This window comes from Streptomyces bacillaris (assembly GCF_003268675.1).
GTDB classification, from domain to species: domain Bacteria; phylum Actinomycetota; class Actinomycetes; order Streptomycetales; family Streptomycetaceae; genus Streptomyces; species Streptomyces bacillaris.
This window is the reverse complement of the sequence record NZ_CP029378.1, coordinates 1,730,028-1,752,468: the sequence shown is the minus strand read 5'-3', so window position 1 is coordinate 1,752,468 and position 22,441 is coordinate 1,730,028. Positions and strand designations below refer to the sequence as shown.

General features: G+C 70.7%; 18 protein-coding genes and 5 pseudogenes. 14 read left to right on the top strand and 9 right to left on the bottom strand.

All coding sequences use genetic code 11. The annotated features are described in order from the left end of the window. Positions 1–236 precede the first annotated feature (236 nt). Positions 237–842 carry a hypothetical protein gene (locus tag DJ476_RS06995; protein ID WP_112490116.1) on the bottom strand — a complete coding sequence of 202 codons (606 nt, stop codon included), beginning with the start codon at positions 840–842 and terminating at the stop codon, positions 237–239. Between the two features lie 152 nt (positions 843–994). Between DJ476_RS06995 and DJ476_RS06990 the strand changes: the two genes are divergently transcribed. Further along, complete coding sequence (locus DJ476_RS06990; RefSeq protein ID WP_456339956.1) at positions 995–2,197, top strand: helix-turn-helix domain-containing protein; 1,203 nt, start codon at positions 995–997, stop codon at positions 2,195–2,197. Positions 2,198–2,406: 209 nt separating this feature from the next. On the opposite strand, the pseudogene DJ476_RS06985 reads toward DJ476_RS06990, so the two are convergent. After that, positions 2,407–2,712 (bottom strand): annotated as a pseudogene (locus tag DJ476_RS06985) (Ku protein); the annotation flags it as partial. A 439-nt stretch (positions 2,713–3,151) separates the two neighbouring features. Between DJ476_RS06985 and DJ476_RS06980 the strand changes: the two are divergent. From DJ476_RS06980 to DJ476_RS35430, 3 genes are all read left to right on the top strand, one after another. Then, complete coding sequence (locus DJ476_RS06980) at positions 3,152–6,376, top strand: RHS repeat-associated core domain-containing protein (RefSeq protein WP_404827586.1); 3,225 nt, start codon at positions 3,152–3,154, stop codon at positions 6,374–6,376. Positions 6,377–6,395: 19 nt separating this feature from the next. Continuing rightward, positions 6,396–6,581, top strand: coding sequence for a hypothetical protein (locus DJ476_RS06975; RefSeq protein ID WP_070199626.1), 186 nt, complete (start codon positions 6,396–6,398; stop codon positions 6,579–6,581). Between the two features lie 135 nt (positions 6,582–6,716). Then, on the top strand, positions 6,717–7,304 hold the full coding sequence (locus DJ476_RS35430; protein ID WP_404827472.1) for an RHS repeat-associated core domain-containing protein: 588 nt from the start codon (positions 6,717–6,719) through the stop codon (positions 7,302–7,304). Between the two features lie 417 nt (positions 7,305–7,721). Here DJ476_RS35430 and DJ476_RS06965 read toward each other — a convergent pair. After that, positions 7,722–7,898 (bottom strand): annotated as a pseudogene (locus tag DJ476_RS06965) (DUF6207 family protein); the annotation flags it as partial. 269 nt (positions 7,899–8,167) lie between these two features. Continuing rightward, positions 8,168–8,857 (bottom strand): annotated as a pseudogene (locus tag DJ476_RS06960) (transposase). 95 nt (positions 8,858–8,952) lie between these two features. On the opposite strand from DJ476_RS06960, the gene DJ476_RS06955 reads away from it, so the two are divergent. From DJ476_RS06955 to DJ476_RS06930, 6 genes are all read left to right on the top strand, one after another. Beyond that, on the top strand, positions 8,953–9,504 hold the full coding sequence (locus DJ476_RS06955; protein WP_112492458.1) for a hypothetical protein: 552 nt from the start codon (positions 8,953–8,955) through the stop codon (positions 9,502–9,504). A 74-nt stretch (positions 9,505–9,578) separates the two neighbouring features. After that, positions 9,579–10,238: a histidine phosphatase family protein gene (locus DJ476_RS06950; RefSeq protein ID WP_103420338.1), complete on the top strand. Its 660-nt coding sequence runs from the start codon at positions 9,579–9,581 to the stop codon at positions 10,236–10,238. 12 nt (positions 10,239–10,250) lie between these two features. Then, positions 10,251–11,159 carry an ADP-ribosylglycohydrolase family protein gene (locus tag DJ476_RS06945; protein WP_103420340.1) on the top strand — a complete coding sequence of 303 codons (909 nt, stop codon included), beginning with the start codon at positions 10,251–10,253 and terminating at the stop codon, positions 11,157–11,159. A 227-nt stretch (positions 11,160–11,386) separates the two neighbouring features. Further along, complete coding sequence (locus DJ476_RS06940; protein WP_112490112.1) at positions 11,387–13,234, top strand: DUF4153 domain-containing protein; 1,848 nt, start codon at positions 11,387–11,389, stop codon at positions 13,232–13,234. 220 nt (positions 13,235–13,454) lie between these two features. Beyond that, positions 13,455–14,165, top strand: coding sequence for a ribonuclease HII (locus DJ476_RS06935; RefSeq protein ID WP_103420344.1), 711 nt, complete (start codon positions 13,455–13,457; stop codon positions 14,163–14,165). Positions 14,166–14,253: 88 nt separating this feature from the next. Further along, a complete protein-coding gene (locus tag DJ476_RS06930) occupies positions 14,254–14,880 on the top strand; it encodes a hypothetical protein (protein WP_103420346.1) in 627 nt (208 codons plus the stop codon). A gap of 170 nt (positions 14,881–15,050) precedes the next feature. Here the strand turns inward: DJ476_RS06930 and DJ476_RS06925 are convergent, their stop codons facing one another. Then, positions 15,051–15,701 carry a hypothetical protein gene (locus tag DJ476_RS06925; RefSeq protein WP_103420348.1) on the bottom strand — a complete coding sequence of 217 codons (651 nt, stop codon included), beginning with the start codon at positions 15,699–15,701 and terminating at the stop codon, positions 15,051–15,053. A gap of 235 nt (positions 15,702–15,936) precedes the next feature. After that, positions 15,937–16,080: a hypothetical protein gene (locus DJ476_RS36010; RefSeq protein ID WP_404827471.1), complete on the bottom strand. Its 144-nt coding sequence runs from the start codon at positions 16,078–16,080 to the stop codon at positions 15,937–15,939. A gap of 335 nt (positions 16,081–16,415) precedes the next feature. Here DJ476_RS36010 and DJ476_RS06915 point away from each other — a divergent pair, with 335 nt between their 5' ends. Then, on the top strand, positions 16,416–18,575 hold the full coding sequence (locus DJ476_RS06915; RefSeq protein WP_112490111.1) for a RecQ family ATP-dependent DNA helicase: 2,160 nt from the start codon (positions 16,416–16,418) through the stop codon (positions 18,573–18,575). A 268-nt stretch (positions 18,576–18,843) separates the two neighbouring features. Here DJ476_RS06915 and DJ476_RS34415 read toward each other — a convergent pair whose 3' ends face one another. The 3 genes and pseudogenes from DJ476_RS34415 to DJ476_RS06905 all read right to left on the bottom strand — a co-directional run. After that, positions 18,844–18,990, bottom strand: coding sequence for a hypothetical protein (locus tag DJ476_RS34415; protein WP_162638541.1), 147 nt, complete (start codon positions 18,988–18,990; stop codon positions 18,844–18,846). Next, positions 18,987–19,187: a hypothetical protein gene (locus DJ476_RS06910; RefSeq protein ID WP_103420352.1), complete on the bottom strand. Its 201-nt coding sequence runs from the start codon at positions 19,185–19,187 to the stop codon at positions 18,987–18,989. Before DJ476_RS06910 ends, DJ476_RS34415 begins: the two co-directional genes overlap by 4 nt. Then, a pseudogene (locus DJ476_RS06905) lies at positions 19,187–19,846 on the bottom strand (transposase family protein); the annotation flags it as partial. The gene DJ476_RS06910 and the pseudogene DJ476_RS06905, both read right to left, overlap by 1 nt. Positions 19,847–19,960: 114 nt before the next feature. On the opposite strand from DJ476_RS06905, the gene DJ476_RS06900 reads away from it, so the two are divergent. The 3 genes and pseudogenes from DJ476_RS06900 to DJ476_RS06890 form a co-directional block, all read left to right on the top strand. Continuing rightward, positions 19,961–20,212, top strand: a complete 252-nt coding sequence (locus DJ476_RS06900; RefSeq protein WP_112490110.1) for a fluoride efflux transporter FluC — start codon at positions 19,961–19,963, stop codon at positions 20,210–20,212. Next, positions 20,209–20,583 (top strand): fluoride efflux transporter FluC, encoded by a 375-nt coding sequence (locus DJ476_RS06895; RefSeq protein WP_112490109.1) that lies wholly within the window; start codon positions 20,209–20,211, stop codon positions 20,581–20,583. The genes DJ476_RS06900 and DJ476_RS06895 overlap by 4 nt, the downstream gene beginning before the upstream one ends. 308 nt (positions 20,584–20,891) lie before the next feature. Then, positions 20,892–22,094 (top strand): annotated as a pseudogene (locus DJ476_RS06890) (DUF4192 domain-containing protein); the annotation flags it as partial. Between the last annotated feature and the right edge of the window lie 347 nt (positions 22,095–22,441).

The following is a 22,441-nucleotide window of genomic DNA, read 5'->3' as shown; positions in this document are numbered from 1 at the left end:
TTCAGATCAGCGACGGCCCCGACGCGGTCGCCGGACGCTTGGTCACCGGTACGGCGTGGGGCCCGGGTGCCGACTGAGCCTGTCGGCGTTCGTTCGTCGCACGGTGTCCGCACATCGGCTGTGCGGAATCCCGGCAGCAGTCCGGCGCCTCTGCTCCGCCGGCGGAGCAGGTGGGCACGAGAGCGGCGCGACCGGAACCCGGACGCGCCGCTCTCGAGCTGTGGTCAGCCCCCGGGTCAGTGAAGCTTGTTGACGGCGGTCTTCGTCGTGGTGCGGAAGGCGGCCAGCGGGGCGTCCTCGAGATCGCCCATCTGGCCCCAGCGGACGAGAGTGACGGTGCGGCCGTCGCGGCCGACGGAGAACAGGTGGATGTCGGAGATGCCGATCTGCGGGTCGGCGGTGTCCAGGCTGTAGACCCAGGCGCCCTCCTCGACGGCGAGCTTGCCGTGGGAGGCGCTGACGGCCTGCAGGCCCGGGTTCTGCTGCTCCAGCAGGGGGCCGCAGCCGGCGAGGGACTTGCGGAGGGTGTCGACCAGCTTCACGGCGTCGGTCTCGGTACGGGCGACGGTGGTGACCTGGACGCCGTTGGTGTCGAGCTCGGTGTTGAACTCGCGGTAGCGGGTGTTCTGCGCCGGGATCTTGTACGGGGCGCAGAGGACGCCGCCGTTCTCCGGGATGCCGGTGAAGACCTGGGTGGCGTTCCACGGCGTCGACGAAGGCGGCATCTGGGAGGCGGCGAGGAAGGCGGGCTGGGGAGCGGCCTGCGCCTGGGTTGTGGCGAGGGCCGCGAGGCCCAGAGCGGCAGCGGCTGCGGCGGCGAGTGCGGTGCGGAGCTTGTTCATGGCGGTGGATCCCCCGTTGGGTCGTTCGTTCGGTCAGTGCTCAACCAGCGTGGGGCCGGCGCCCGCCGACTGCAACGATCACGGGCCCACCAGCCGTCCCGCAGCCATTCCAGGAACCATTCCACCCCCTCTGACGTGCAAGGACGTGAAGGATGGGACACAAGGTCGAGGGGGATGGAATGCCGAAGGACGCCGCCGTCGATGAGTTCGCGGGGCTCGTGCGCACGCTGAAGGCGCGGGACGGGAGGAGTTACGAGGCGCTGGGCCGGCGGCTGAGCGTCAGCGCGTCCACCCTCCACCGCTACTGCTCGGGCGCGACCGTCCCGGAGGAGTTCGCCGTGATCGACCGCCTCGCCCGGCTGTGCGGGGCCAACGAGGAGGAACGGCGGGCTCTGCAGGCGGCCTGGACGGAGGCGGAGCGCGCCCGCCGCCGGGCGGCCTCGCCCGCGCCCCCGCCTGTGCCGGCCATGTCGGCCGCGCAGGAATCGAACCCGGAACCGTCCCGCCGGAACCAGGCCCCGGACCCGTCCGCCCCGGACCTGTCTGCGCCGGAGGCGCCCCGCGCCCGCCCCCGTCGAGGCGCCCCCGCTCCCCTCCTCGTCACCGCCGCCGTCGCCCTCGTCGTGCTCGCCCTCGCCGCCCTGCTCGGCCACCCCACCCGTAGGGCTTCCGCCCCCGCTCCCGCTTCGCCCCCTCCGGAGCGGACGGCAGCCTCTCTCCCCTTCACCTGGAGCATCGGTTCCCAGCTCTGGGAGGGCGGCTGCGGGCACACCTACCTCGCCCCCCGCGCGGTTGCCGCGCCGCCGGTTGCGGCCGACGCCGGGGCGTGGGCCGGGACGCACGGTGCCGTGCACGGCGGGGAGGCGCTGGTGCGGATCACGGTCCAGGGCCGGTCGCAGTCCGACGCTGTCGTCCTTCATGCCCTGCATGTCCGCGTGGTCGACCGCGCCGCGCCGCTGCTGTGGAACGCGTACCGGATGGACGACGGCTGTGGCGGCGCCGTGACCCCGCGCCACTTCGCCGTGGACCTCGACCGGCCGCGCCCGCTCGCGAGGCCCGTCGACGGCCTTGACGCCTCCGGCGCCGAGGTCAGGAAGATTCCGGCCGTCTCCTTCCCGTACAAAGTCACCTCATCCGACCCCGAGGAACTGCTGGTCTTCGCGCGGACGGCGGCCTGCGACTGCCGCTGGTACCTGGAGCTGGAGTGGAGTGCCGGGGGCCGTACGGGGACGGTGCGGATCACGGACGGCGGGAAGCCGTTCCGCACGAGCGGGGCCAAAGGGAGGCCCGCGTATGTGCACGACTCCGCCGAAGGGCGCTGGATCACAGATTCGGACTCTGGACAGACCGGGTGACCGATGAGTAACTTCACTCGATCTTGGGATGGGCAAGCGCTACCTGAAGGCAAGTCCCCGTGTAGGCCCCCGGGCACCCGGGGCGCCGCGCGCGACATCGCCGCCGCTGCACCTCTGCGGCCAGAGGCCTCCGTGGACCTGAAGCTCTTTACGGGCCGCATCCTGACGAAGGGTCCGCCGACCGCCCGGCCGGCTACGTCACCGTCAGCCCGGAGCAGGGTGTAGGGCTTGGCGGCTACCTGTCCGTCGGCGGCCAGGTAGTAGGAGTCGCTGATGCGGACCGGGTCGATCGTGTCGGCGTCGACGAACGCGGCGATCTCGATCGCTTTCGCCGTCGGCAGCGGCATCTGCTCGAGCTCCTCGTCCGTCACCGGGGCCGTCTGGTCCTTCGCGATCTCGTACCCCTTGCCGATCTCCTCCTGGGAGACGACCTGGCCGTCGAGCTCGCAGACCTTCCGCGTCCGGACCTGGCCCATGTCCGCAAGGTGCACCCGGTGGAATTGGACGTCGTGGTCTTACTTCTGATTCTCACGGGGCGGGGCGACCCGTATCTTCACCCCAACCCCAGCAATGGGTGACCGGGAAGAGCTCACCCTGCAGGCAGCTCGCGGAGCAGATTCCGTCAGCGCAGGGGGTGTTTCGCTGGTCGGGTTTCGGCCCGGTTTCTTTGATGCAGAAACTGTTGCCATAGGGCAAGAGAGGGAATGGTGGATGACACTCCAGGAGGAACAGGGGCAATCAAGTCGGCTTGATCTGGCACGTTTACGTGTTTGTGCTCGGGAACGTGTTCGTGTCGCGTGAAGGGAGCGTGGCAGCGTGTGGGCTTCCGGTGGCCCGGGGAGGCCACCGTGCCTACACATCCCGTGGGGGGATCGCATGGTTTCGCGTGCTTCCGGCACGCCGTTTCGGCGTGCCCGTACATCTCGCAGAGGTGCTTTGACGGCGGCCTTGGTGGTGGCCGCTTTGGGTGCTTCCGCGCTGCCGGCGCTGGCCGCGCCGGGTGAGGACCCGGCCTCAGCTCCGACTGCGGTGTCTGTCTGGGGCAAGAAGGTCGATCCGGAATCCGTACCGCCGGTCAAAGTCGGAGCCAACAGGCCGCCGGCCAACGTCGAGGAGCCCGTTCCGTCGGCGGCAGAGGCCGCCTGGCGGGCCGCGCAGAAGGAGCGGGCCAAGACCGGCGAGAGCACCTCGTCGTCGGCGGCTCGTTCGGCGGCCGTGCGCAGTTGGGTGCCGCGGGGTCAGGGGGCGGTGCCCTGGCACCAGTTCTCCGATGTCCGGGTCACGGACTCGCTGGTGGCGAGGATCGACCTGTCCAACGGCAACCTCATGCTCGCCGCGACCGACTTCGACGTCGCCGGCGTAGGGCAGAAGCTGCGGCTGGCCCGTACCTACAACTCGTTGGACGCCCCGTGGGGCAAGGTGTCGCAGCGGTGGTGGCAGGAGTACGAGCGCTACCTCTCGCTCTACGCGAACGAAGTGGTGCTCTTCGGCGCCACCGGGGACGCGGCGTCCTTCACGAAGAACGCCGACGGAAGCTTCAGCACGCCGAAGGGCTACTCCAAGGACCTGAGGAAGAACGCGGACGGCACCCACACGCTGACCGACCGCAGGTCCGGCTCCAAGGACACCTACGACCAGCACGGCACGCTGACGAAGGTCACCGACCGCAACAAGGGGGCCATCACCGTCACGCAGCACGACGAGGGCGATGAGCACAAGGGCTTCAAGCTCACCGAAACCCGTTCCGGGCGTTGGGTGGACCTGGTCAAGACGTATCCGAACCAGTGGCAGGCCAAGGACCACACGGGCCGCACCGCCGTCTTCGACCTCGACGGGGACGACCGTCTGGTGAAGACGACGGACACCGAGGGCAAGGCCACGGTGTTCGGCTACGACTCCTCGGACCGTCTGACGAAGATCACCACCCCGGAGGGGCGGGTGACGGTCTTCACCTACGACGGTGAGAACCGCGTCACCTCGATGCTCCGCGCCACCGAACTGAACGGCTCCGGGCACACGGGCCCGACCTGGACCTACGCGTACTCCGCCGCCTCGTTCGACGACGCCGGCACCACCACGGTCACCGACCCCGAGAACCACGCGACGACGTACGAGCACGACGCGGACGGCCGTGTCACGAAGGTCACCGATGCTCTGGAGCGGTCGCGTTCCAGGAAGTACGACGCGAACAACAACGTGCAAGAGGCCACCGACGCCATGGGCACCGGCGGCGTGGGCGGCAACGTCACCACGTACGGGTGGGACGCCCGCAACAACCCCACCGGCTCCACCCTCCCCACCGGCGCGACGGCGAGTGTGACGGGCTACCAGACGATCGCGGGCACCGACCTGCCCGGCCGGTCGACGACGGCGGACGGCGAGAAGACCGACTACACCTATGACACGGCCGGCAACACCAGGTCCGTCGCGGTCCAGGGCACGGGCGGCGGCAACCAGTCCTTCGAGTACAACCCCGCCACCCCGACCTGCGGCGGGTTCGAAGGCCAGGTCTGCAAGGTCACCACGAAGATGACCGCGTCCAAGTCGGTCGCCACCACCTTCACCTACGACGCCAAGGGCAACCTCAAGACGGTCAAGGCCCCGGCACCGCTGGGCACCACCACCTACACCTACGACGACCTCGGCCGGATCTCCTCGGCCAGGGACGCCCGCGGCATCACCACCCTCTACACCTACGACCATCGCGACCGGGTCAAGAAGGTCGACTCCTCCAACTACCAGACGGTCAGCTACGAGTACGACGCTGACGGCAACCTCACCCTCCGCTCCGACGGCACGGGTGTGATCAAGTACGCCTTCGACCCGCTCTCCCGGGAGACGGTCCGCACCCTCCAGAACGGCTCGCAGACCGTCCTGGCCTACACCCCCGCGGGCAACGTCGACACCTACCAGGACCCCGCCGGCCTGACCGGCTACACCTGGAACAAGGTCAACAAGCTCACCGAGCTGAAGGACCCGACGGGCGAGGTCACGAAGTACGCGTACAACAAGAACGACGTCCGCACCACGACCACCTACCCCGGCAACACCGTGCAGACAGTCACGCCGGACAAGTCCGGCCGCCCGGAGAAGATCAAGGCCACCAGCCCCAAGGGCACCCTGGTCGACCTCGCCTACACCTACGGCTACGGAAGCGGCGGGGCGACCGACGGGACCAAGATCCGCACCACCACAGACGCGGTCGCCGGGACGAAGACGAGCTACGAGTACGACAGCGCCGGCCGCTTCTCCTACGCGGCGGAGAACAAGGGCGCAACGCTCAACTCCTCCTGGCAGTACTGCTACGACCTCGCCGGGAACCTCACCTCGCAGGGCGTGGACAAGGGCTGCCCGCGCGGCACCACCTACACGATCAACGACGCCCAGCAGATCACCGCGAAGAACGGCTCCACCACCAACTGGTCCTACGACCAGATCGGCAACGAAACGGCCGGCGCTTCCACCCCCGAGTCCACCCGCACTGGGGTCACGTGGTCGGACTACTCGCAGATGACGTCGATCACCACCGGCGGTAAGACCTATGCGGGCCAGTACGGCTCGACCGACCAGTCCGAGCGCATCAAGCTCGGCGACACCTTCTTCCACAACGGACCCCTCGGCCTCTCCGCCACATCGACGGCCGGAGTGGACACCGGATTCAACCGCGAACCCGGGGGCACGCTGAACTCCATGACCCGCGGGGGCAAGAACCACTACTACCTGACCGACGCACTCGGCAGTGTCGTCGCCCTGGCCGACGAAGCGGGCACGAAGGTCAACACGTACGCCTACAGCCCGCGCGGCGTCCAGCGTGCGGGCACGAGCGAGCAGATACCGCAGCCGTACCGCTTCGCCGGCGGCTACCAGGACACCACCGGGCTCTATCACTTCGCCGCCCGCTACTACGACCCCAACATCGGCCGCTTCACCACCCCCGACCCCTCCGGCCTCGAAAAGAACCCCTACCTCTACGCCGCAGGCGACCCCGTCAACACCATCGACCCCACCGGACTGTGGTCGGTCATGGACACCATCACTACCACGATCGCCGTCGTCGGTTTGGCGGCTGCTGTCCCTACAGGTGGCGCGTCTCTGACAGTCCTTACTGCCGTGGGACTTGTTGGGGCTCAGACGGGACTGGCTGTGGCGGTTGGATGCGGATTCTCAGAGAATTGCTGACGGATGAAGGGAAGACGATATGACCGAGCAAGGCGCCCAGCCCTTCTACGTCCCCTTGGCGGTTCTTCTTCTCGTCGCCTCGGTAGTTGTGAGCGTCATCGCGGGTGACGCTCACCCTGGATTTCGTACCGCAGCAATGATCGTCGGCGGGGCAATTGCCATCGGCCTAGCCTTCTACAAGGCTCGGTCAATGCTGAAAAAGTGAGGCTACAGGTCTCATTTCGCAGATAGTCCAGTGGCTGTATCCTGCCACAAGGGCCCTCCCTTCCGGACGGGCCCTTGTGGCGTAAAAGGTAATTCATGCCGACTCAGCGGTATACCGAGGGGCAGGCTGAACTCCATGACCCGCGGGGGCAACAACCCCTACTACTTGACCGACGCACTCGGCAGCGTCGTGGCCCTGGCCGACGAGGCGGGCACGAAGGTCAACACCTACGGGTATAGCCCCCGCGGCGTCCAACGCGCCACCACCACCGAACAGGTCCTCCAGCCCTACCGCTTCGCCGGCGGCTACCAGGACCCCACCGGCCTCTACCACTTCGCGGCCCGCTACTACGACCCCAACATCGGCCGCTTCACCACCCCCGACCCCTCCGGCCAGGAAAAGAACCCCTACCTCTACGCCGCAGGCGACCCCGTCAACACCATCGACCCGTCCGGGCTCCTCAGCTTTGCCGACAGCGTCGGAATAGTGGCTGGCACGCTCGCAGGGGGCGTAGCCGTAGCGACGGTTGCGGTTGCGTGTGCAGGCACCGCTGGCGTCGGTTGCATAGCTGCGGGTGCAGTGACTGCCGCCTTGTGGGGGGCTGGCGCAGGTGGTGTAGGAGCAGCTATCGCCGGCGGCACCCCGGCCGAGCGCGAAAACAGGGCTCTGGGAGGTGCGCTCGCCGGTCTGGTCGGACCGCTCGGATCTGCCGTATTCCGGTAACTCGGAGCAGGAGAAGCATGGATAGTGGTGGATGGCGAAAATCCGTTCCGCTCGTCCTTGGAACGGCCGCGATAGCAAGCGCTATGGGAATGCTTGCCGCACTGCTCGGCCTGTTCGACGGAGCGCTCTGGCAGACGGCCCTCGTTTTCGGAGGAGCTGGAGCTCTCAGCGGATTTGTCATAGCGATTCTCAAGCCGTAGGCCGTCAAGCGTTAGCTTCGCGGCGAAGACCCTGGAATCGTTCCTGTAATTCTTGAAAGTGGATAGGCCAGACATCCAGGGTTCGGACGTGGAAGGCCCGCGCCTGCTGGTGAGGGCCTTCTCCTGGGATGCCCGGTTACGCGCCGGAAACAACCACCAGCACCCCACCCGAACGGGTGGGATACCGCAGGATGCCTGCGACCAGTCCGGCCCCTTACTACTCGGTCCCGGAGCGCCGGGTGTCGGCATACACCCGGGCCTGGACCCCGGGGATGCCTGGCGTACGCCGGAGCGTGGCCGTTCCGGAGGTGGCCCACTGCCTCTCCAGACCGGCCATCACTTGCAGGGCGGTTTCCTCGTCGGCCGCGGTGATGTCGAACACCACCAAGCCTGACTCGCTGAGGTGCTGCTATTCGATTTCTTTCATGCCTGCTTTTGATCTGCGGCCGCCCGCACGGGTCGGGCGACGATTCCGCCGCGCCCGCCCGGGTCCGGCGACGAGTCCGCCTGCATCGAGAGGGAGAAGCCTGTCTCCACGGGCAAGGTGAGTTACGAGGCCGGCTCGTACTCGACGACGGAGTCGGCGCACGGCTCGGCTAAGGGCTGTCCCGCAAAGATCTTGAAGCCGCCTCGGGCATGGTGGCCGCCTTCCAGTCGGCTCGCCTATCCGGCGAGGGGGAGGTTGTGCATCCGGGCGATACCGAGCATGGCGTGGTGGACGCCGTCGCCTCTGAGGCGGCAGTCGCGGAGGATCTTCCACGTCTTGATGCGGGCGAAGACGTGCTCGACCCGGGCGCGGACCTGCTTGTGGGACTTGTTGTGTTCCTCTTTCCAGTCCGGGAGTTCGGCCTGGCCTGGCTGCCGGCGGTGGGGGATGACGAGTCGGGTGCCTGGGTAGCCGCCGTCGGCGATCGTGACGGTGTTGCCGACGGCGGCTTTGGCGCCGGACTCCTCCCATGCCCTGCAATCGTTGCGGTTCCCGGCGAGCGGCTGGCCGACCACGACGACGAGGCGGGTGTCGGCGTCGATGACGACCTGGTGGTTGGTGGAATACCGGTAGTTCTTGGACCGCTCAGCAATGGTGTGGTCGCGGGTGGGAACCAGGGTGCCGTCCACGATGAGCACGGCGTCCTTGCGCCGAACAGCGGAGCGAGCTGCCGCAAAATTGGTGCGCCAGTAGGCCATGACCAGCAGAACTCGGTCCTCCAGCGGCAGATTCCACGGTCGGCCTCGGTGGACCCCATCTGCTCCATCGCGTCGCAGTGTGGTCAGCAGTTTGCCGAAACAGCGCGGGCTCAGCCCCGCGAACGGGGTTATCCAGGACGGCTCCGATGCCGTGATCACACTCGCCACATCATGATCATCTCTCAGGCCGGCCTCATGCCGAGTCGATCCCACAGCTACGGTGCTCGGGGCAGTCCACAGTGAGCAAGACCCGGGGGGAAACCGTGACGAGACCTCTGCTGTTCCTCGACGTGGACGGGCCGCTCAACCCTTATGCGGCCAAGCCGGAGAGGCGTCCCGACGGCTACACCACACTCAGAGTTCCCCGGAACGATGCTCATGAGGACAGCAGGGGCCTTGCGTCCCGACGACGCCCCCTGCGGGTCTGGCTCAACCCGGAGCACGGACGAATCCTGCTCCGGCTCGGCTTCGAGCTGTGCTGGGCCACCACATGGATGGACGACGCCAACCGGTGGATCGCACCGGTCCTTGGCCTTCCGGCACTTCCCTTTGTGGACTTCGGCCGCGCCCTACTCCAAGAACGCCCTGATGGAGTCCACTGGAAGACCGGACCGCTGGTGGACTACGCAGGCGGCCGTCCCTTCGCCTGGGTGGACGATGAACAGAGCGAGCTGGACCAGACCTACGTGACCGCCCACCACCAAGGGCCCGGGCTCCTCCACCACGTCAACCCGCGGATCGGCCTACGCGAGAACGACTTCCACACGCTCGCCGACTTCGCCCAGTCCCTGGACACCTCACGAGACACCGGCTGAGCACCTCACCAGCTCTGCGGGCCGCTCCGCACTCGAAACCGAGACCTTTGCGGGACAGCGCTTAGGGTCGGTGCATGGCACGACCGCAGCGCATTGTCCTAGTCCGGCACGGCGAGTCCGAGGGCAACGCCGACGACACGGTGTACGAGCGGGAGCCCGACCACGCGCTCCGGCTCACCGCGACCGGGCTGCGGCAGGCCAGGGAGACCGGGGCGCTCCTGCGCGAGCAGTTCGGCGACGAGCGGGTGAGCGTCTACATCTCGCCGTACCGCCGGACCCACGAGACGTTCCGGGCCTTCGATCTCGACCCGGCACGCGTCCGGGTCCGCGAGGAGCCCCGGCTGCGCGAGCAGGACTGGGGCAACTGGCAGGACCGGGACGACGTACGGCTCCAGAAGGCGTACCGGGACGCCTACGGGCACTTCTTCTACCGCTTCGCGCAGGGCGAGTCCGGCGCCGACGTCTACGACCGGGTCGGGGCGTTCCTGGAGAGCCTGCACCGCAGCTTCGAGGAGCCGGACCACCCGGAGAACGTCCTGCTGATCACCCACGGGCTGACCATGCGGCTCTTCTGCATGCGCTGGTTCCACTGGTCGGTGGCCGAGTTCGAATCGCTCTCCAACCCCGGCAACGGGGAGACGCGGACCCTGCTCCTCGGAGCCAACGGCCGCTACACCCTCGACCGCCCCTTCCAGCGCTGGCGCACCCCTGAGCCGTACGGCCGTACCGGATAGAGTGGCAGGGCGATGACCGTTGATTCTGCTTCCGAGCGGCGCTTCGAACGCGCCCTGGCCAGTCTGCGTGGCCTGTCCGTGGGAGACGCCCTGGGCTCCCAGTTCTTCGTCCCGGTCAACTACCCGCTGCTCAAGCAGCGCGTCCTGCCGCCCGGCCCCTGGCAGTGGACCGACGACACCGAGATGGCCTCCTCGGTCCTGGCCGTGCTCGCCGCCCACGGCCGCATCGACCAGGACGCGCTCGCCACCTCCTTCGCCGAGCGCCACGACTTCGACCGCGGGTACGGCCCCGCCGTGAACCGGCTGCTCCGGCTCGTCCGGGAGGGCGGCGACTGGCGCGAGCTGGCCTCGGCGCTCTTCAACGGACAGGGGTCCTGGGGCAACGGTTCGGCCATGCGGATCGCCCCGCTCGGCGCCTGGTACGCGGACGACCCGGAGCAGGCCACCCACCAGGCCGAGATCTCCTCGTACACCACCCACCAGCACCGAGAGGCCGTCGTCGGCGCGATGGCCGTCGCGGCGGCCGCCTCGCTCGCCGCCGCCCCGGACGGACCGCCGACGCCCGAGGAGCTGCTCGACGGCGTCATCGCGCTCGTGCCCCGCAGCGCGGTCGGCGCCGGGCTGCGCAGGGCCCGCGACATGCTCGACTACCAGGACGCCGGGACGGTCGCCGCGGTCCTCGGCAACGGCCGCCGGACCAGTGCCCACGACACCGTGCCGTTCGCCCTGTGGTCGGCGGCCAGGAGCCTCGGGAACTTCGAGGAGGCCTTCTGGCTGACCGCCCAGGCGGGCGGTGACGTCGACACGACCTGCGCCATCGTCGGCGGTGTCGTCGCCGCCGGTACGGCCGGGGCTCCGCCCGCCGAGTGGCTGGCGCAGACGGAGGAGCCTCCCGGCTGGCTGGTCCCGGCGCGCCACTGACCGTACGGGCGCCGAGGCCCCTCGGACCGTGGGGCGTCGAGCCGACGCTCTGTCACGGTCCTGCCACAGCCTCACTCCGAGTGTTCGCGGACAGCGGTTCGGGACCTAATCTTTCGGCCACGCCGTCCCCTGGTCCACCGGTCGACCTGCACGGACGCGCGCCGAATGAGATGCCTGGACCACGCGCCACCCGAGGTCGTGCGTGGGCCCGGTGGGGGAGGGGTCCCATGTCCGAAGAACCGTCCGAGCTGTCTGATCCGTCCGAGCCGTCCGGGGCGTCCAAGCCGTCCGAGGCGGCAGAACCGGCCGGGGCGTCCACGGCGGCGGAGCCGTCGGCCGACCGTCCGCCGACTCCGCAACAGCCCTCTCCGGCCGCTGCCTCTCCTGCTGCCGCCACGCAGGCGGCCGCCGCCACGCCAGCCGCAGCCTCCCCGGTCGCCGCCGCCTCGGTTGCCGCGCCGCCCCGGCTTCAGGCTCCGCCTCCGCGTCAGGCCCCGCCCCCGCACCCCGGCGGGCCCTGGCAGCCCCCGGTGAAGCGACCCAGCGCGACGGCCAGGCTCCGTCCGGCCGCGCCGCCCCCGGCCCCGCCCGCCGTCCTCGCCGCGGTCCTGGCCACCGCCGTGCTCAGCGCGCTCCTGCTGGGCGACGGCCTCGGGGTGAACCTCCTGATCGTCGCCGTCCCCGCCGCCCTGGCCGCCGCCTTCGCGGCGCGGGAGGCCGGCCGTCGGCTGCGGCCCTGGACCGCCACCTGGGCCGTCGGCGGCCTCGCGCTACTCGCCGTCCCTGCCCTCCGGGACGCGGGCTGGCCGACCTTCCTGGCCGTCGTGTCGGCCTTCGCGCTCGGTTCGCTCGCGCTGCACGGCAGCCGGAGCTGGCCCGGCGTGCTGATCGGCTCCGTGGGCCTCCTCGACTCCATCGGGCCGGGGGTCCGGTGGGGCTGGCGCGGGGTACGGGAGCGGGCCGACGGTTCCCGGGGGCGCTGGGCCACCGGCATACGCACCACGGCCGTGGCCCTCGGGCTCCTGGTGGTCTTCGGGACGCTCTTCGCCAGCGCCGACGCCGCCTTCGCCGACCTGCTGGGCCGGCTCATCCCCGATGTGTCGATCGTGGACGGCCCGTGGCGGACGTTCCTCTTCCTGGTGGGGCTCGTCGGCGCGCTGGCCGCCGCCCGTACCGCCGCCGCACCCGTGCGCTGGGACGGGCTCACCGTCAAGCCGGGCAAGCCCCGGGCACGTATGGAATGGGCACTTCCGCTCATCGTCCTCAACCTGCTCTTCGCCGCCTTCATCACGCTCCAGCTGGTCGTCCTCCTGGGTGGCTACGAGAAGGTGCGGGAGGCGACCGGGCTCGACCACGCCCAGTACGCCCGCCAGGGCTTCTGGCAGCTCCTCTGGGCCACCCTGCTCACCCTCCTGGTGATCGCCCTCGCCCTGCGCTGGGCGCCGCGCGGCTCCGCCCGGGACCGCACGCTGGTCCGCGCCGTCCTCGGCACCCTCTGCGTGCTCACCCTCGTCGTCGTCGCATCGGCGCTGCGCCGCATGGATCTGTACGTCGACGAGTACGGGCTGACCCGGCTCCGGATCTCCGTGGCAGCGATGGAGCTGTGGCTCGGCACCGTCTTCGTCCTGATCCTGGCGGCCGGGGTCTTCGGCGCCAGGTTCCTGCCGCGCGCGATCGCCGTCAGCGCGGCGGGAGCCGTACTGGCCTTCGGGCTGATCTCGCCGGACGCGGTCGTCGCCGAGCAGAACGTCCGGCGCTTCGAGGACCGGGGCTCGATCGACCTCGACTACCTCAGGGACCTCTCCGCCGACGCCGTACCGGCCCTGGACCGCCTGCCGGAACCCCAGCGCTCCTGCGCGCTTCGGACCGTCCAGCGCGAGCTGCGCGGCTCCGACTCGCCCTGGTACGCCACAAGCTGGGGCGAGGCGCGGGCTGCGGAGATCCTCCGCGAGCGGCCCGTGTCCGTGGACCGCGGAACCTGCTACGGCCTGGGCACCGACGGCGTACGGGAAGGGGAGCGGGAGGGCGAGCAGGACGGCTACGAGCGGGACCGGGACGAGTACGACCCGTACTGATCCGACGAGCACGGCCCGTACCGGTCTTCCGTGCCGATCGCCCGTACGATCCGCCGTACTGCCCCTCGAACGACGGCGTACGCCCCTGCCGGTCACGTGCCCGCGCCGGTGCGCACGCGCTCCGGTCGCACACCCGGCCCGGGCCCGGCGGCCGAATCTCGGTGTGCACGGTGCCCCGGGGTGTTGCTGCCGTCGCTCTCGGCGTACGCTGGCTGGCGCCATGCCGTACGAACCACCCACGCACACCGTCGAGCGCTCGCTTCGCGCTACCGCCGGTGCCAGGACCGTTGCCGGTGTCGACGAGGTCGGACGCGGGGCGTGGGCCGGACCCGTCACCGTGTGTGCCGCGGTCACCGGCCTGCGCCGACCGCCCGAAGGTCTCACCGATTCCAAGCTGTTGACGCCCCGGCGGCGTGCCGAGCTGGCTCCGGTGCTGGAGAGCTGGGTCACCGCCCACGCCCTGGGGCACGCCTCTCCGCAGGAGATCGACGACCTCGGGATGACGGCCGCGCTCCGGCTCGCCGCCGTACGGGCCCTGGAGGGGCTGCCGGTGCGGCCCGACGCGGTGATCCTCGACGGCAAACACGACTACCTGGGCGCCCCCTGGAAGGTCCGTACGGTCATCAAGGGCGACCAGTCCTGCATCGTGGTGGCGGCCGCCTCGGTCATCGCCAAGGTGCACCGCGACCGGATGATGGCCGAACTGGGCGGGGAGTCCGCGGAGTACACGGACTTCGCCTTCGCCGCCAACGCGGGGTATCCCTCGCCGGTGCACCGGGCCGCGCTGGAGGAGCGGGGGCCCACGCCCCATCACCGCCTCTCCTGGTCGTATCTGGACGCGCTGCCCCGGTGGCAGCACCTGAAGAAGGTCCGTTTTTCCGCCGAGGCGGCCGCACTCGAAAGCGGGGGCCAGCTCGGCTTCGAATTCTGATCGCGCGCAGGCGCCCCACCGACGGTGCCGACCGACCACGTCGGCCCATGACAGACCACCTTCCTGCCTCAATCCCGAGGAGCCTCAGATTCACGAGAGTGCCCAGGGTCCCCGCGTCACTCCGGCCGCCGGCCGTACCGCGCCGACCCCTCGTCCCGTACCCGGTCCGCGTTCCGCGGCCACGCCGCGGCCCGGCCGTCCGGTCCCCGGCCCCGCGCGCCCCGCGCCTCCGGCACAGCGCGCCCATCCTGCACCCGCACCCGTACCCGGCCCCGGTTCCGCGGCGCCCGGGAGCGCTCCGGCCGGGCGGTCGGAGAATCGTTCCGCACCGCAGCTCCAGCTGATCCCGGCCCCGGCCGGCGGAGCCCTCGACGCGGCCGAGGAAACGGTCGACCTGCTGCTGGAGTCCGGCCGTGCGCCGGGCGACATCCTGGTGCTCACCACCGGCGAGCAGCACCCGTGGGCCGCCCACGAGCTGTCCTTCGGCGAGGCCGCGTACTGGGCCCAGCAGGACGCGGGCGACGACGTCTTCTTCGCCGACGCCTCCGCGGTCGACCGGGCGAAGCCCCGGCCCGTGGTCGTGGTGGCGGTCAACGGGGACGCCGACGAGACCGTCGCCCGTGCGCTGCCCGTGGCCCGCGACCGTGCCGCCGCGCTGCTGATCGTCTGCGGGGACCCGCAGACGATCAACTCCGCACTCGGCGCGGGCGTCTGAACCGCAGCACCGCCGCACCGCAGAACCGATGAGCCCCGGCCGCCCGTGCGGGCAGCCGGGGCTCCGGTCGTCGGTCACGCTTCCGGCCGCTCCGGCTTACGGCGCGTGCGTTCGCCACGCCGTTGTGGACGGCTCGGCGCCTCACGCGCTCCGGGCTCGGGGCTCCGCGCTCACCGGGCGGCCGAGCGGTGCAGCGCCTGGGCCGAGCCGCCGCCGGTCCGGGTCAGCGTGGGCGGCTGTTCGGTGACGAGGTCGGCCAGCGGGGCGGGCTCGGACAGGGAGCTGGGCCGCCGTCCGCCCCGCCCCTCACCGAGCACCTGCCAGCCCCCGCCGGTCAGCGTGATGTACGCACCGCACCGCAGCCCGTGCAGGGTGCAGGCGTCCCGCAGGCCCCACATCCACGCGCCGTCCTCCTCGGTCCACCGTTCGTCGCCGTCACGGCAGTAGAGAAGTACGGCTGTACGCGCCGGAGTACGGCGGCGCAGATCGTGCGGGATCACCCGCCGCAGGTGGGCCAGCAGCGCGTTGCGGAACTCCCAGCCGTCCGCCGCGACCGTGTCCCGGCGCACGAACGAGGCGCTCGCCGTGAGCCGTTCCTCATGGTCGAGGACCGCGATCACGGCGGTGGTGGGCGTCGGCCGGTGGCGGGAGTGCAGCCCGCTGACGACCTCGCGCGGGCTGCGCAGCAGCGGTATGCCCGCCGAGGCCCACTCGGCGGGTTCGAGCATCCGGGCAAGGCGGTTGACGGAGGCCGCGGAGCCTGGTGGCGTGGGGAACGCCGATATCGAAGTGGCGGGGGACGGGGCGAATCCGAAGGTCATGGTCCTCCCTTCGCTACGCGCCCACGGTGCGGGCAGGGTCGAGTGAGGGCGCGCCGCGGCACAGCCCTTCCGGGCCCGACGAGAACTGTGCGGGGAGCAGTCCCAATTCTTCCTGGCGTATCGGCAGGCGGCAACGAGCAATTGACGACGCTGACGGGTATCGGCCGGAATGCTACTGATATCCCTGCCCAGCCTCGGCCGGATGACGCCTGCCGTTCCCCCTGATCACCGCTGATCACCCCTGAACCGAGAGGATCAGGGGACACACCCCCTCGGCTCCGGTGCGCCGCAGCAGCCGGGCGGCTACGGCCGGTGTCCAGCCGGTGTCGGAGAGGTCGTCGACGAGGAGCACCGGCCCACCTGCGGACTTCAGCGCCACCTCCGGCCCCGGCTCCCCGTCAGGGCCTCGTGCGGGGCTCGTACCCGCTGTGCGCTGTCGGTCTGCGACACCGTCAGATCCTCGGTGCCCGGGACGTACGTCACCGTCCCGGGCAGGTGACCACCGTGTCCGTGACATCGTCCGGAACTGATCCGTCCGGAGCCTGCGCCGTGAGCACGGGGCGCAGCCGGAGGGCCCCTGGGCTCAGGCTCGCCCGGTCCGGCGGACCGCGCAGGACTCGTCCATCCTCGATCGGCGTGTGCGGACCGTTTGCGAACCAGTGGTGACACAGGGTGAAGTCGTCGATTGTCGGTGCTATCGGGTTGCATGGGGGTATGGACACCCTGGAACTGCGCACCGAAGCCGACACCGTCCTCGCTGAGCTGGTCGGAGCCCCTGTGGGATCGGCGCGGCTGCGGGAGGACCAGTGGCAGGCCGTGGCGGCCCTGGTCGAGGAGCGCCGCCGGGCGCTGGTGGTGCAGCGCACCGGGTGGGGGAAGTCGGCGGTCTATTTCGTGGCCACCGCTCTGCTGCGGCGGCGGGGTGCCGGCCCTACCGTGATCATTTCGCCGCTGTTGGCGTTGATGCGTAACCAGGTCGAGGCGGCGGCGCGTGCGGGAATTCAGGCGCGCACGATCAACTCGGCCAATCCGGAGGAGTGGGAGACGATCTACGGTGAGGTGGAGCGCGGTGAGACCGATGTTCTCCTCGTGAGCCCGGAGCGCCTCAATTCCGTGGACTTTCGTGATCAGGTGCTGCCGAAGCTCGCGGCGACGACCGGTCTTCTGGTGGTCGACGAGGCGCACTGTATTTCCGACTGGGGTCATGACTTCCGGCCTGACTACCGGCGGCTGCGGACGATGCTGGCCGAGCTTCCGGCAGGGGTGCCCGTGCTCGCCACGACGGCCACGGCGAACGCCCGGGTGACTGCGGATGTGGCGGAGCAATTGGGCACCGGGGGCAAGGACGCCTTGGTGTTGCGGGGGCCGCTGGACCGGGAGAGTCTCCGCCTGGGGGTGCTGGAGCTGCCGAATGCGGCGCACCGGCTCGCGTGGCTGGGGGAGCGGCTCGGGGATCTCCAGGGTTCGGGGATCATTTACACGCTGACGGTCGCAGCGGCGGAAGAGGTCGCGGCATTCCTGCGGCAGCGCGGATATCCGGTGGCCTCCTACACGGGGAAGACGGAGAACGCCGAACGGTTGCAGGCGGAGGAGGATCTGCTGGCGAACCGGGTCAAAGCCCTGGTTGCCACGTCCGCACTCGGCATGGGCTTCGACAAGCCGGACCTCGGCTTTGTGGTGCACCTGGGTTCGCCCTCGTCTCCCATCGCCTATTACCAGCAGGTGGGGCGCGCGGGGCGTGGCGTGGATCATGCGGATGTTCTGTTGCTGCCCGGGCGGGAGGACGAGGCGATCTGGGCCTACTTCGCCTCGGTGGGTTTCCCGCCCGAGGAGCAGGTACGGCGCACCCTGGACGTGCTGGGACAGGCGGGCCGACCGTTGTCGCTGCCGGCGCTGGAGCCGTTGGTGGACCTTCGGCGTTCGCGTCTGGAGACGATGCTGAAGGTCCTTGACGTGGACGGGGCGGTCAAGCGTGTGAAGGGCGGCTGGACTGCCACAGGGCAGCCGTGGGCGTACGACGCGGAGCGGTACGCCTGGGTTGCGAAGCAGCGGGCCGCGGAGCAGCAGGCCATGCGGGACTACGTGGCGACCGCCGACTGTCGCATGGAGTTCCTGCAGCGGCAGTTGGACGACGAGAAGGCGGTCCCCTGCGGTCGCTGCGACAACTGCGCCGGCCCCTGGCTCGATCCCGCCGTCTCGTCCTCGGCCCTCGCGGCGGCGACGGGCGAGCTGGACCGGCCGGGTGCCGAGGTCGAGCCCCGCAAGATGTGGCCGACCGGCCTTGCCGCCGTCGGCATGGACCTCAAGGGCCGCATTCCGGCGGGGCAGCAGGCGGTGACCGGGCGGGCGCTGGGGAGGCTGTCGGACATCGGCTGGGGCAACCGGTTGAGGCCGCTCCTTTCCGCGCAAGCGGCGGACGGGCCCGTCCCGGACGACGTGCTGGACGCTGTGGTGACGGTGCTGGCGGACTGGGCCCGTTCGTCGGGCGGCTGGGCCGACGGTACTCCTGACGCGGTGACCCGGCCCGTCGGTGTCGTGGCCATGCCGTCCCGCACCCGTCCCCAGCTGGTCGGCTCGCTCGCCGAGGGAGTGGCCAGGGTCGGCCGGCTCCCGCTCCTGGGCAGCCTGGCCTACACCCCACACGCGGACGAACACATCGCGCACCGCAGCAATTCGGCCCAACGGCTACGCGCGCTCGCGGACTCGTTCACCGTGCCCGACGGTCTCGCCGCGGCCTTGGCCGCCACGCCGGGCCCGGTCCTGCTCGTCGACGACTACACCGATTCGGGCTGGACCCTCGCGGTGGGCGCGCGTCTCCTGCGTCGGGCCGGAGTCGACCAAGTCCTCCCGCTGGTCCTTGCGCTCGCCGGATAGCCGTTGGGGGAGCGGGAGCGTTTCTGCCTGTTCCTGGGCGCTGTTCGTCACGCGTCGGCCGTGCGCGCCTCCTGTTCGGTGGTACAGGGGCTCGGGCGCCCGCGACGGGTGCGACACCCGCCGGGAGGCCATCCTCTGGATCGTGGCACAGCCCGATACGACGGCCTCACGGTGATCAACGAGTTGCCTTCACCGGACCCGGCCTGGTGGCGCTCGACACCACCGAGACCGACGAGGAGACCACGCACCAGCCGGCTCGGACGGGCGGTCACCGCGTGCCGGCGGTCACGTCCACGTCGATCCAGGGGCGTGTGGTCTGGGTGACGGTCACGGTGGGCGCGGGCTTGGGCTGCGCGGTGCGCGTGACGGTGACCGTGGGCGCGGGCTTGGGCTGCGCGGTACGCGTAACGGTCACGGTGGGCGCGGGTTTCGGCTGCGCGTGACGGTGACCGTCGGTGCGGGTTTCGGCTGCGCGGTGCGGGTGATGGTGACCGTGGGCGCAGGCTTGGCCTTGGCCGAGGGTGCGGCAGGGGGCTGAGCGTTGGCCAGTGCGGTCGGCACCACCACGACGAGAATCGGCAGCACGACCGTGCTGGTGATCGCGAGCCCCACACGTTTCCTATGGCCTGCTCGCCGCGGCAGCGGATCTTGGCGTGGGTGGTGTTGTGGCGGCGCTTCCATCGCTTGAGGCGGCGGCTCCGAAACGGGACTCGGACGGCTCCGCCGGCACCTTGATACGCCTTGTCAGCCCAGCATCTGAGTCCCGCTTCAGCGAGGGCTTCGATGATCCCGTGCTGTCGCGCGGCGGTGAGGTCGTGAGTGGAGCCGGGCAGCGCGGGCGAGGCCCGGAGCAGTCGTCCGAACGGGTCGGTGAGGACCTGGACGTTCATGCCGTGGCGCTTGTGTTTCCCGGAGTAGTACGGGGTGTCGGCGGCGATCCGGTCGATCGGCAGCAGGGTGCCGTCGAGGATGACGAACGCCTTCGCCCGGATCGCCTTGATCGCCTCGGCCAGGGACGGGGCGAGGGTGGCCAGGATGTCGACGGCCTCGCGTATATAGCGGAAGGCGGTCGCGATCCCGATGCCGAATCCGGCCGCGAGCTGTGCGTAGGTGTCACCGCACCGCAGGTGGGCCAGAGCCATCAGAGCCTGTCGCGCTGCGGGAAGCCGCCGCCACCGCGTGCCGATCTCCCCCCGCCTGGCGGTCAGTTGCCCGGTCAGGAACCGCAGGGTGCGGGTGGACAGATCAATCGACGACGGGCAGACAAGCACACGAAGCTCCTGGCGGACACGGGTGATCTTGGTCGAGAACCCGTCTACCAGGAGCTTCATCGTTACGCAGGACCGTCCAACTCGTGGTCAACGCCGCCAGCTTGGAAAGCGCTCATGGTCCTGATCACCGAACGTTTCACCGTCCACCCCCTCACCAGGCCCTTCCTCGGTACCGGCGTCCTGGGCGGATACACCACCTTCTCCACCGCCACCATCGACACCCAGCGCCTCCTCGGCAACGGTCACCCCGGCCCAGGACTCCTGTACGCGGTCGCAACCCTGGCGGCCGCGTTCACCGCGGTCTGGGCCACCGCCGCCCTCACCCGTCTCGCCGTCCTCCCCCGTGCCGAGCGGGGGCAGGCATGAACTGGCTCATGGTCATCACCGGCGCGATGATCGGCGCCCCGCTGCGCTACCTCATCGACCACGCGGTCCAGGCCCGCCACAACACCGCCTTCCCCTGGGGCACTTTCACCGTCAACATCGCCGCTTGCGCCGGACTCGGCTTCCTCACCGCCGCCGCGGCCATCACCACCGTCCCCACCGAGTTGCAGCACCTCATCGGGCCCGGTCTGTGCGCCACACTCAGCACCTACTCCACTCTCTCCTTCGAGAGCCTGCGCCTGGCCGAGACCGGCACGAAGTATTTCGCCGTAGCCAACGCCCTCGTCAGCATCGCCGCCGGCCTCGGCACCGCCTACCTCACCGCTGCCCTCGCCACCATGGTGCTGCGCTGAGACCGGACGCCACCGGAATGCTTCTCCCTCCCGGAGAACTTCGGCGCCTGCCAGATCCCGGTCGCGGCCCGGGCGACCGGTGGGGGCTCCTGCGCCAGATGCCCGGGCGCAGCCGGGTCTCACCCGTGGCATCCCCGACGAAGCGGGCGAGGACGGAGTCGGCCGAGGCTCTGAGCGCTGCACGGTCCGCGTTGGTCGTCCCCCATGCAACCCGATGGCGACCACAAACCGCGAACTGCGGGGCGAGCCTGTGGATAACGTTATCCACAGGGGTCGCGGGATCCGGCGGGGCGCGGGACCGTCGAGCCATGAACAAGCACCAGGAATCCACCGGCCCGGCCGACGGCCGGCAGATCACCCTCCGAGGCCCCGCCGAACTGGCCGATGCCCTCCCGTATCTGATGGGTTTCCATCCCGACGACAGCGTCGTGATGGTGGCGCTGCACGGCGACCGGGGCCGGTTCGGCGGCCGGCTCCGGCTCGGCATCCCACGGGCGCCCGGTGAATGGGGTCCGGTCGCCGCCCAGTTGGCGGAGAGCCTGATCACGGGGAGCGAGCGCCGGGAGGGGCGGCCCGACGCGATCCTGATCTTCCTCTGCCAGGACTCGCCGGACGGCGCGAGCGGCCGGGTGACCATGGAGCGGCTGCGGCCGTTGGCCCAGAGCCTGCGCACGGCGTGCGGGGCGCTCGACGTGCCCGTGCTCGAGGCCCTCTGCATCTCGGACGGCCACTACTGGTCCTACTGCTGCCCGGACGTCCGCTGCTGCCCGCCCGAGGGAAAGCCCCTGGCCATGCCCGGTACGACGGTGATGGCCGCGGCGGCGGCGTACGCCGGGATCCAGGTGCGGGGGACGCTGCGCGACATGGAGGCCCGGCTCACCCCCTGGCAGACCCCGGACACCGCCGCCGCTCAACTGCGGGCCCTGGACCGGGCCGCGCCGTCGCTGGTGGCCCGGATCCTGAACGACCGGGCGAAAGCCCAGGTGGCGGAGGAGACCCTCACCCTCGCCCGCACACTCATGGGCCGCCTCGGCGGGATGCGGCCCGCCCCGGAAGCGGTCTCCGACGTCGGGGACGACCAGGCCATCGGCGACGAGGAGGCCGCCGCCGTCATCCTCGGCCTCCAGGACCGGGAGACCCGCGACAAGGCGGCCGCCTGGATGGAGGGCCCCGACGGTCACCACGCCCTGCGGCTCTGGCGCACCCTCGCCCGCCGCTGCGTCGGCCCGTACGGCGAGCACGCGGCGGCCCCGCTCACCCTGGCGGGCTGGGTCTCCTGGTCCACCGGCGACGAGCCCGGTGCCCGCGTCGCCCTGACGATGGCCCTCCGCGCGGACCCGCACTACACCTTCGCCCAACTCCTGCACCGCGCCTGCAACGAGGGCCTCGACCCGGAAACCCTGCGCCGCTGCCTGCGTGGGGAGGCCGAGGGCCCGGAGACGGCGGGTTCGGGTGCTGGGAAGACCGGGGATGCCGGGGGCACCAGGGCGGCGGTGGAGGCCGAGTGGCCTGGGGAAGCCGGGGTGCTGACGGGGGCCGATGAGGGCGCGGCGGCCGGTACTGCCGGGAACGGGGAAGCACGGGCGGCTGGAGCCGCAAAGGAAGCCGGGGCGGCGGTGGGGGCAGAGTGGCTCGGGGAGACCGAGGTTCCGAAGGCGTCGGATGGGCGAGAGGCGGTCGGGGCATCGGTGGACGTCGAGCGGCCCGAGGTGGTGGGGGCGTCGTCGGGGTCGGAGCGGCCGGGGGAAGCGGGGCCCGAGCGGCCGGAGCAGGCCGGGAACGTCGGGGCGGCAGGTGCGGCGGCAGAAGCCGTGACCGCCCGCGGGCCCGCCCTGCGCGTCCGCCGGGTCAGGCCTGC

Coding starts and splice junctions, on each gene's coding strand:
- DJ476_RS06995 (WP_112490116.1), bottom strand. CDS start 842: ATGAACAAGCTCCGCACCGCACTCGCCGCCGCAGCCGCTGCCGCTCTG.
- DJ476_RS06990 (WP_456339956.1), top strand. CDS start 995: ATGGGACACAAGGTCGAGGGGGATGGAATGCCGAAGGACGCCGCCGTC.
- DJ476_RS06975 (WP_070199626.1), top strand. CDS start 6,396: ATGACCGAGCAAGGCGCCCAGCCCTTCTACGTCCCCTTGGCGGTTCTT.
- DJ476_RS35430 (WP_404827472.1), top strand. CDS start 6,717: ATGACCCGCGGGGGCAACAACCCCTACTACTTGACCGACGCACTCGGC.
- DJ476_RS06950 (WP_103420338.1), top strand. CDS start 9,579: ATGGCACGACCGCAGCGCATTGTCCTAGTCCGGCACGGCGAGTCCGAG.
- DJ476_RS06945 (WP_103420340.1), top strand. CDS start 10,251: ATGACCGTTGATTCTGCTTCCGAGCGGCGCTTCGAACGCGCCCTGGCC.
- DJ476_RS06940 (WP_112490112.1), top strand. CDS start 11,387: ATGTCCGAAGAACCGTCCGAGCTGTCTGATCCGTCCGAGCCGTCCGGG.
- DJ476_RS06935 (WP_103420344.1), top strand. CDS start 13,455: ATGCCGTACGAACCACCCACGCACACCGTCGAGCGCTCGCTTCGCGCT.
- DJ476_RS06925 (WP_103420348.1), bottom strand. CDS start 15,701: ATGACCTTCGGATTCGCCCCGTCCCCCGCCACTTCGATATCGGCGTTC.
- DJ476_RS06915 (WP_112490111.1), top strand. CDS start 16,416: ATGGACACCCTGGAACTGCGCACCGAAGCCGACACCGTCCTCGCTGAG.
- DJ476_RS06900 (WP_112490110.1), top strand. CDS start 19,961: ATGGTCCTGATCACCGAACGTTTCACCGTCCACCCCCTCACCAGGCCC.
- DJ476_RS06895 (WP_112490109.1), top strand. CDS start 20,209: ATGAACTGGCTCATGGTCATCACCGGCGCGATGATCGGCGCCCCGCTG.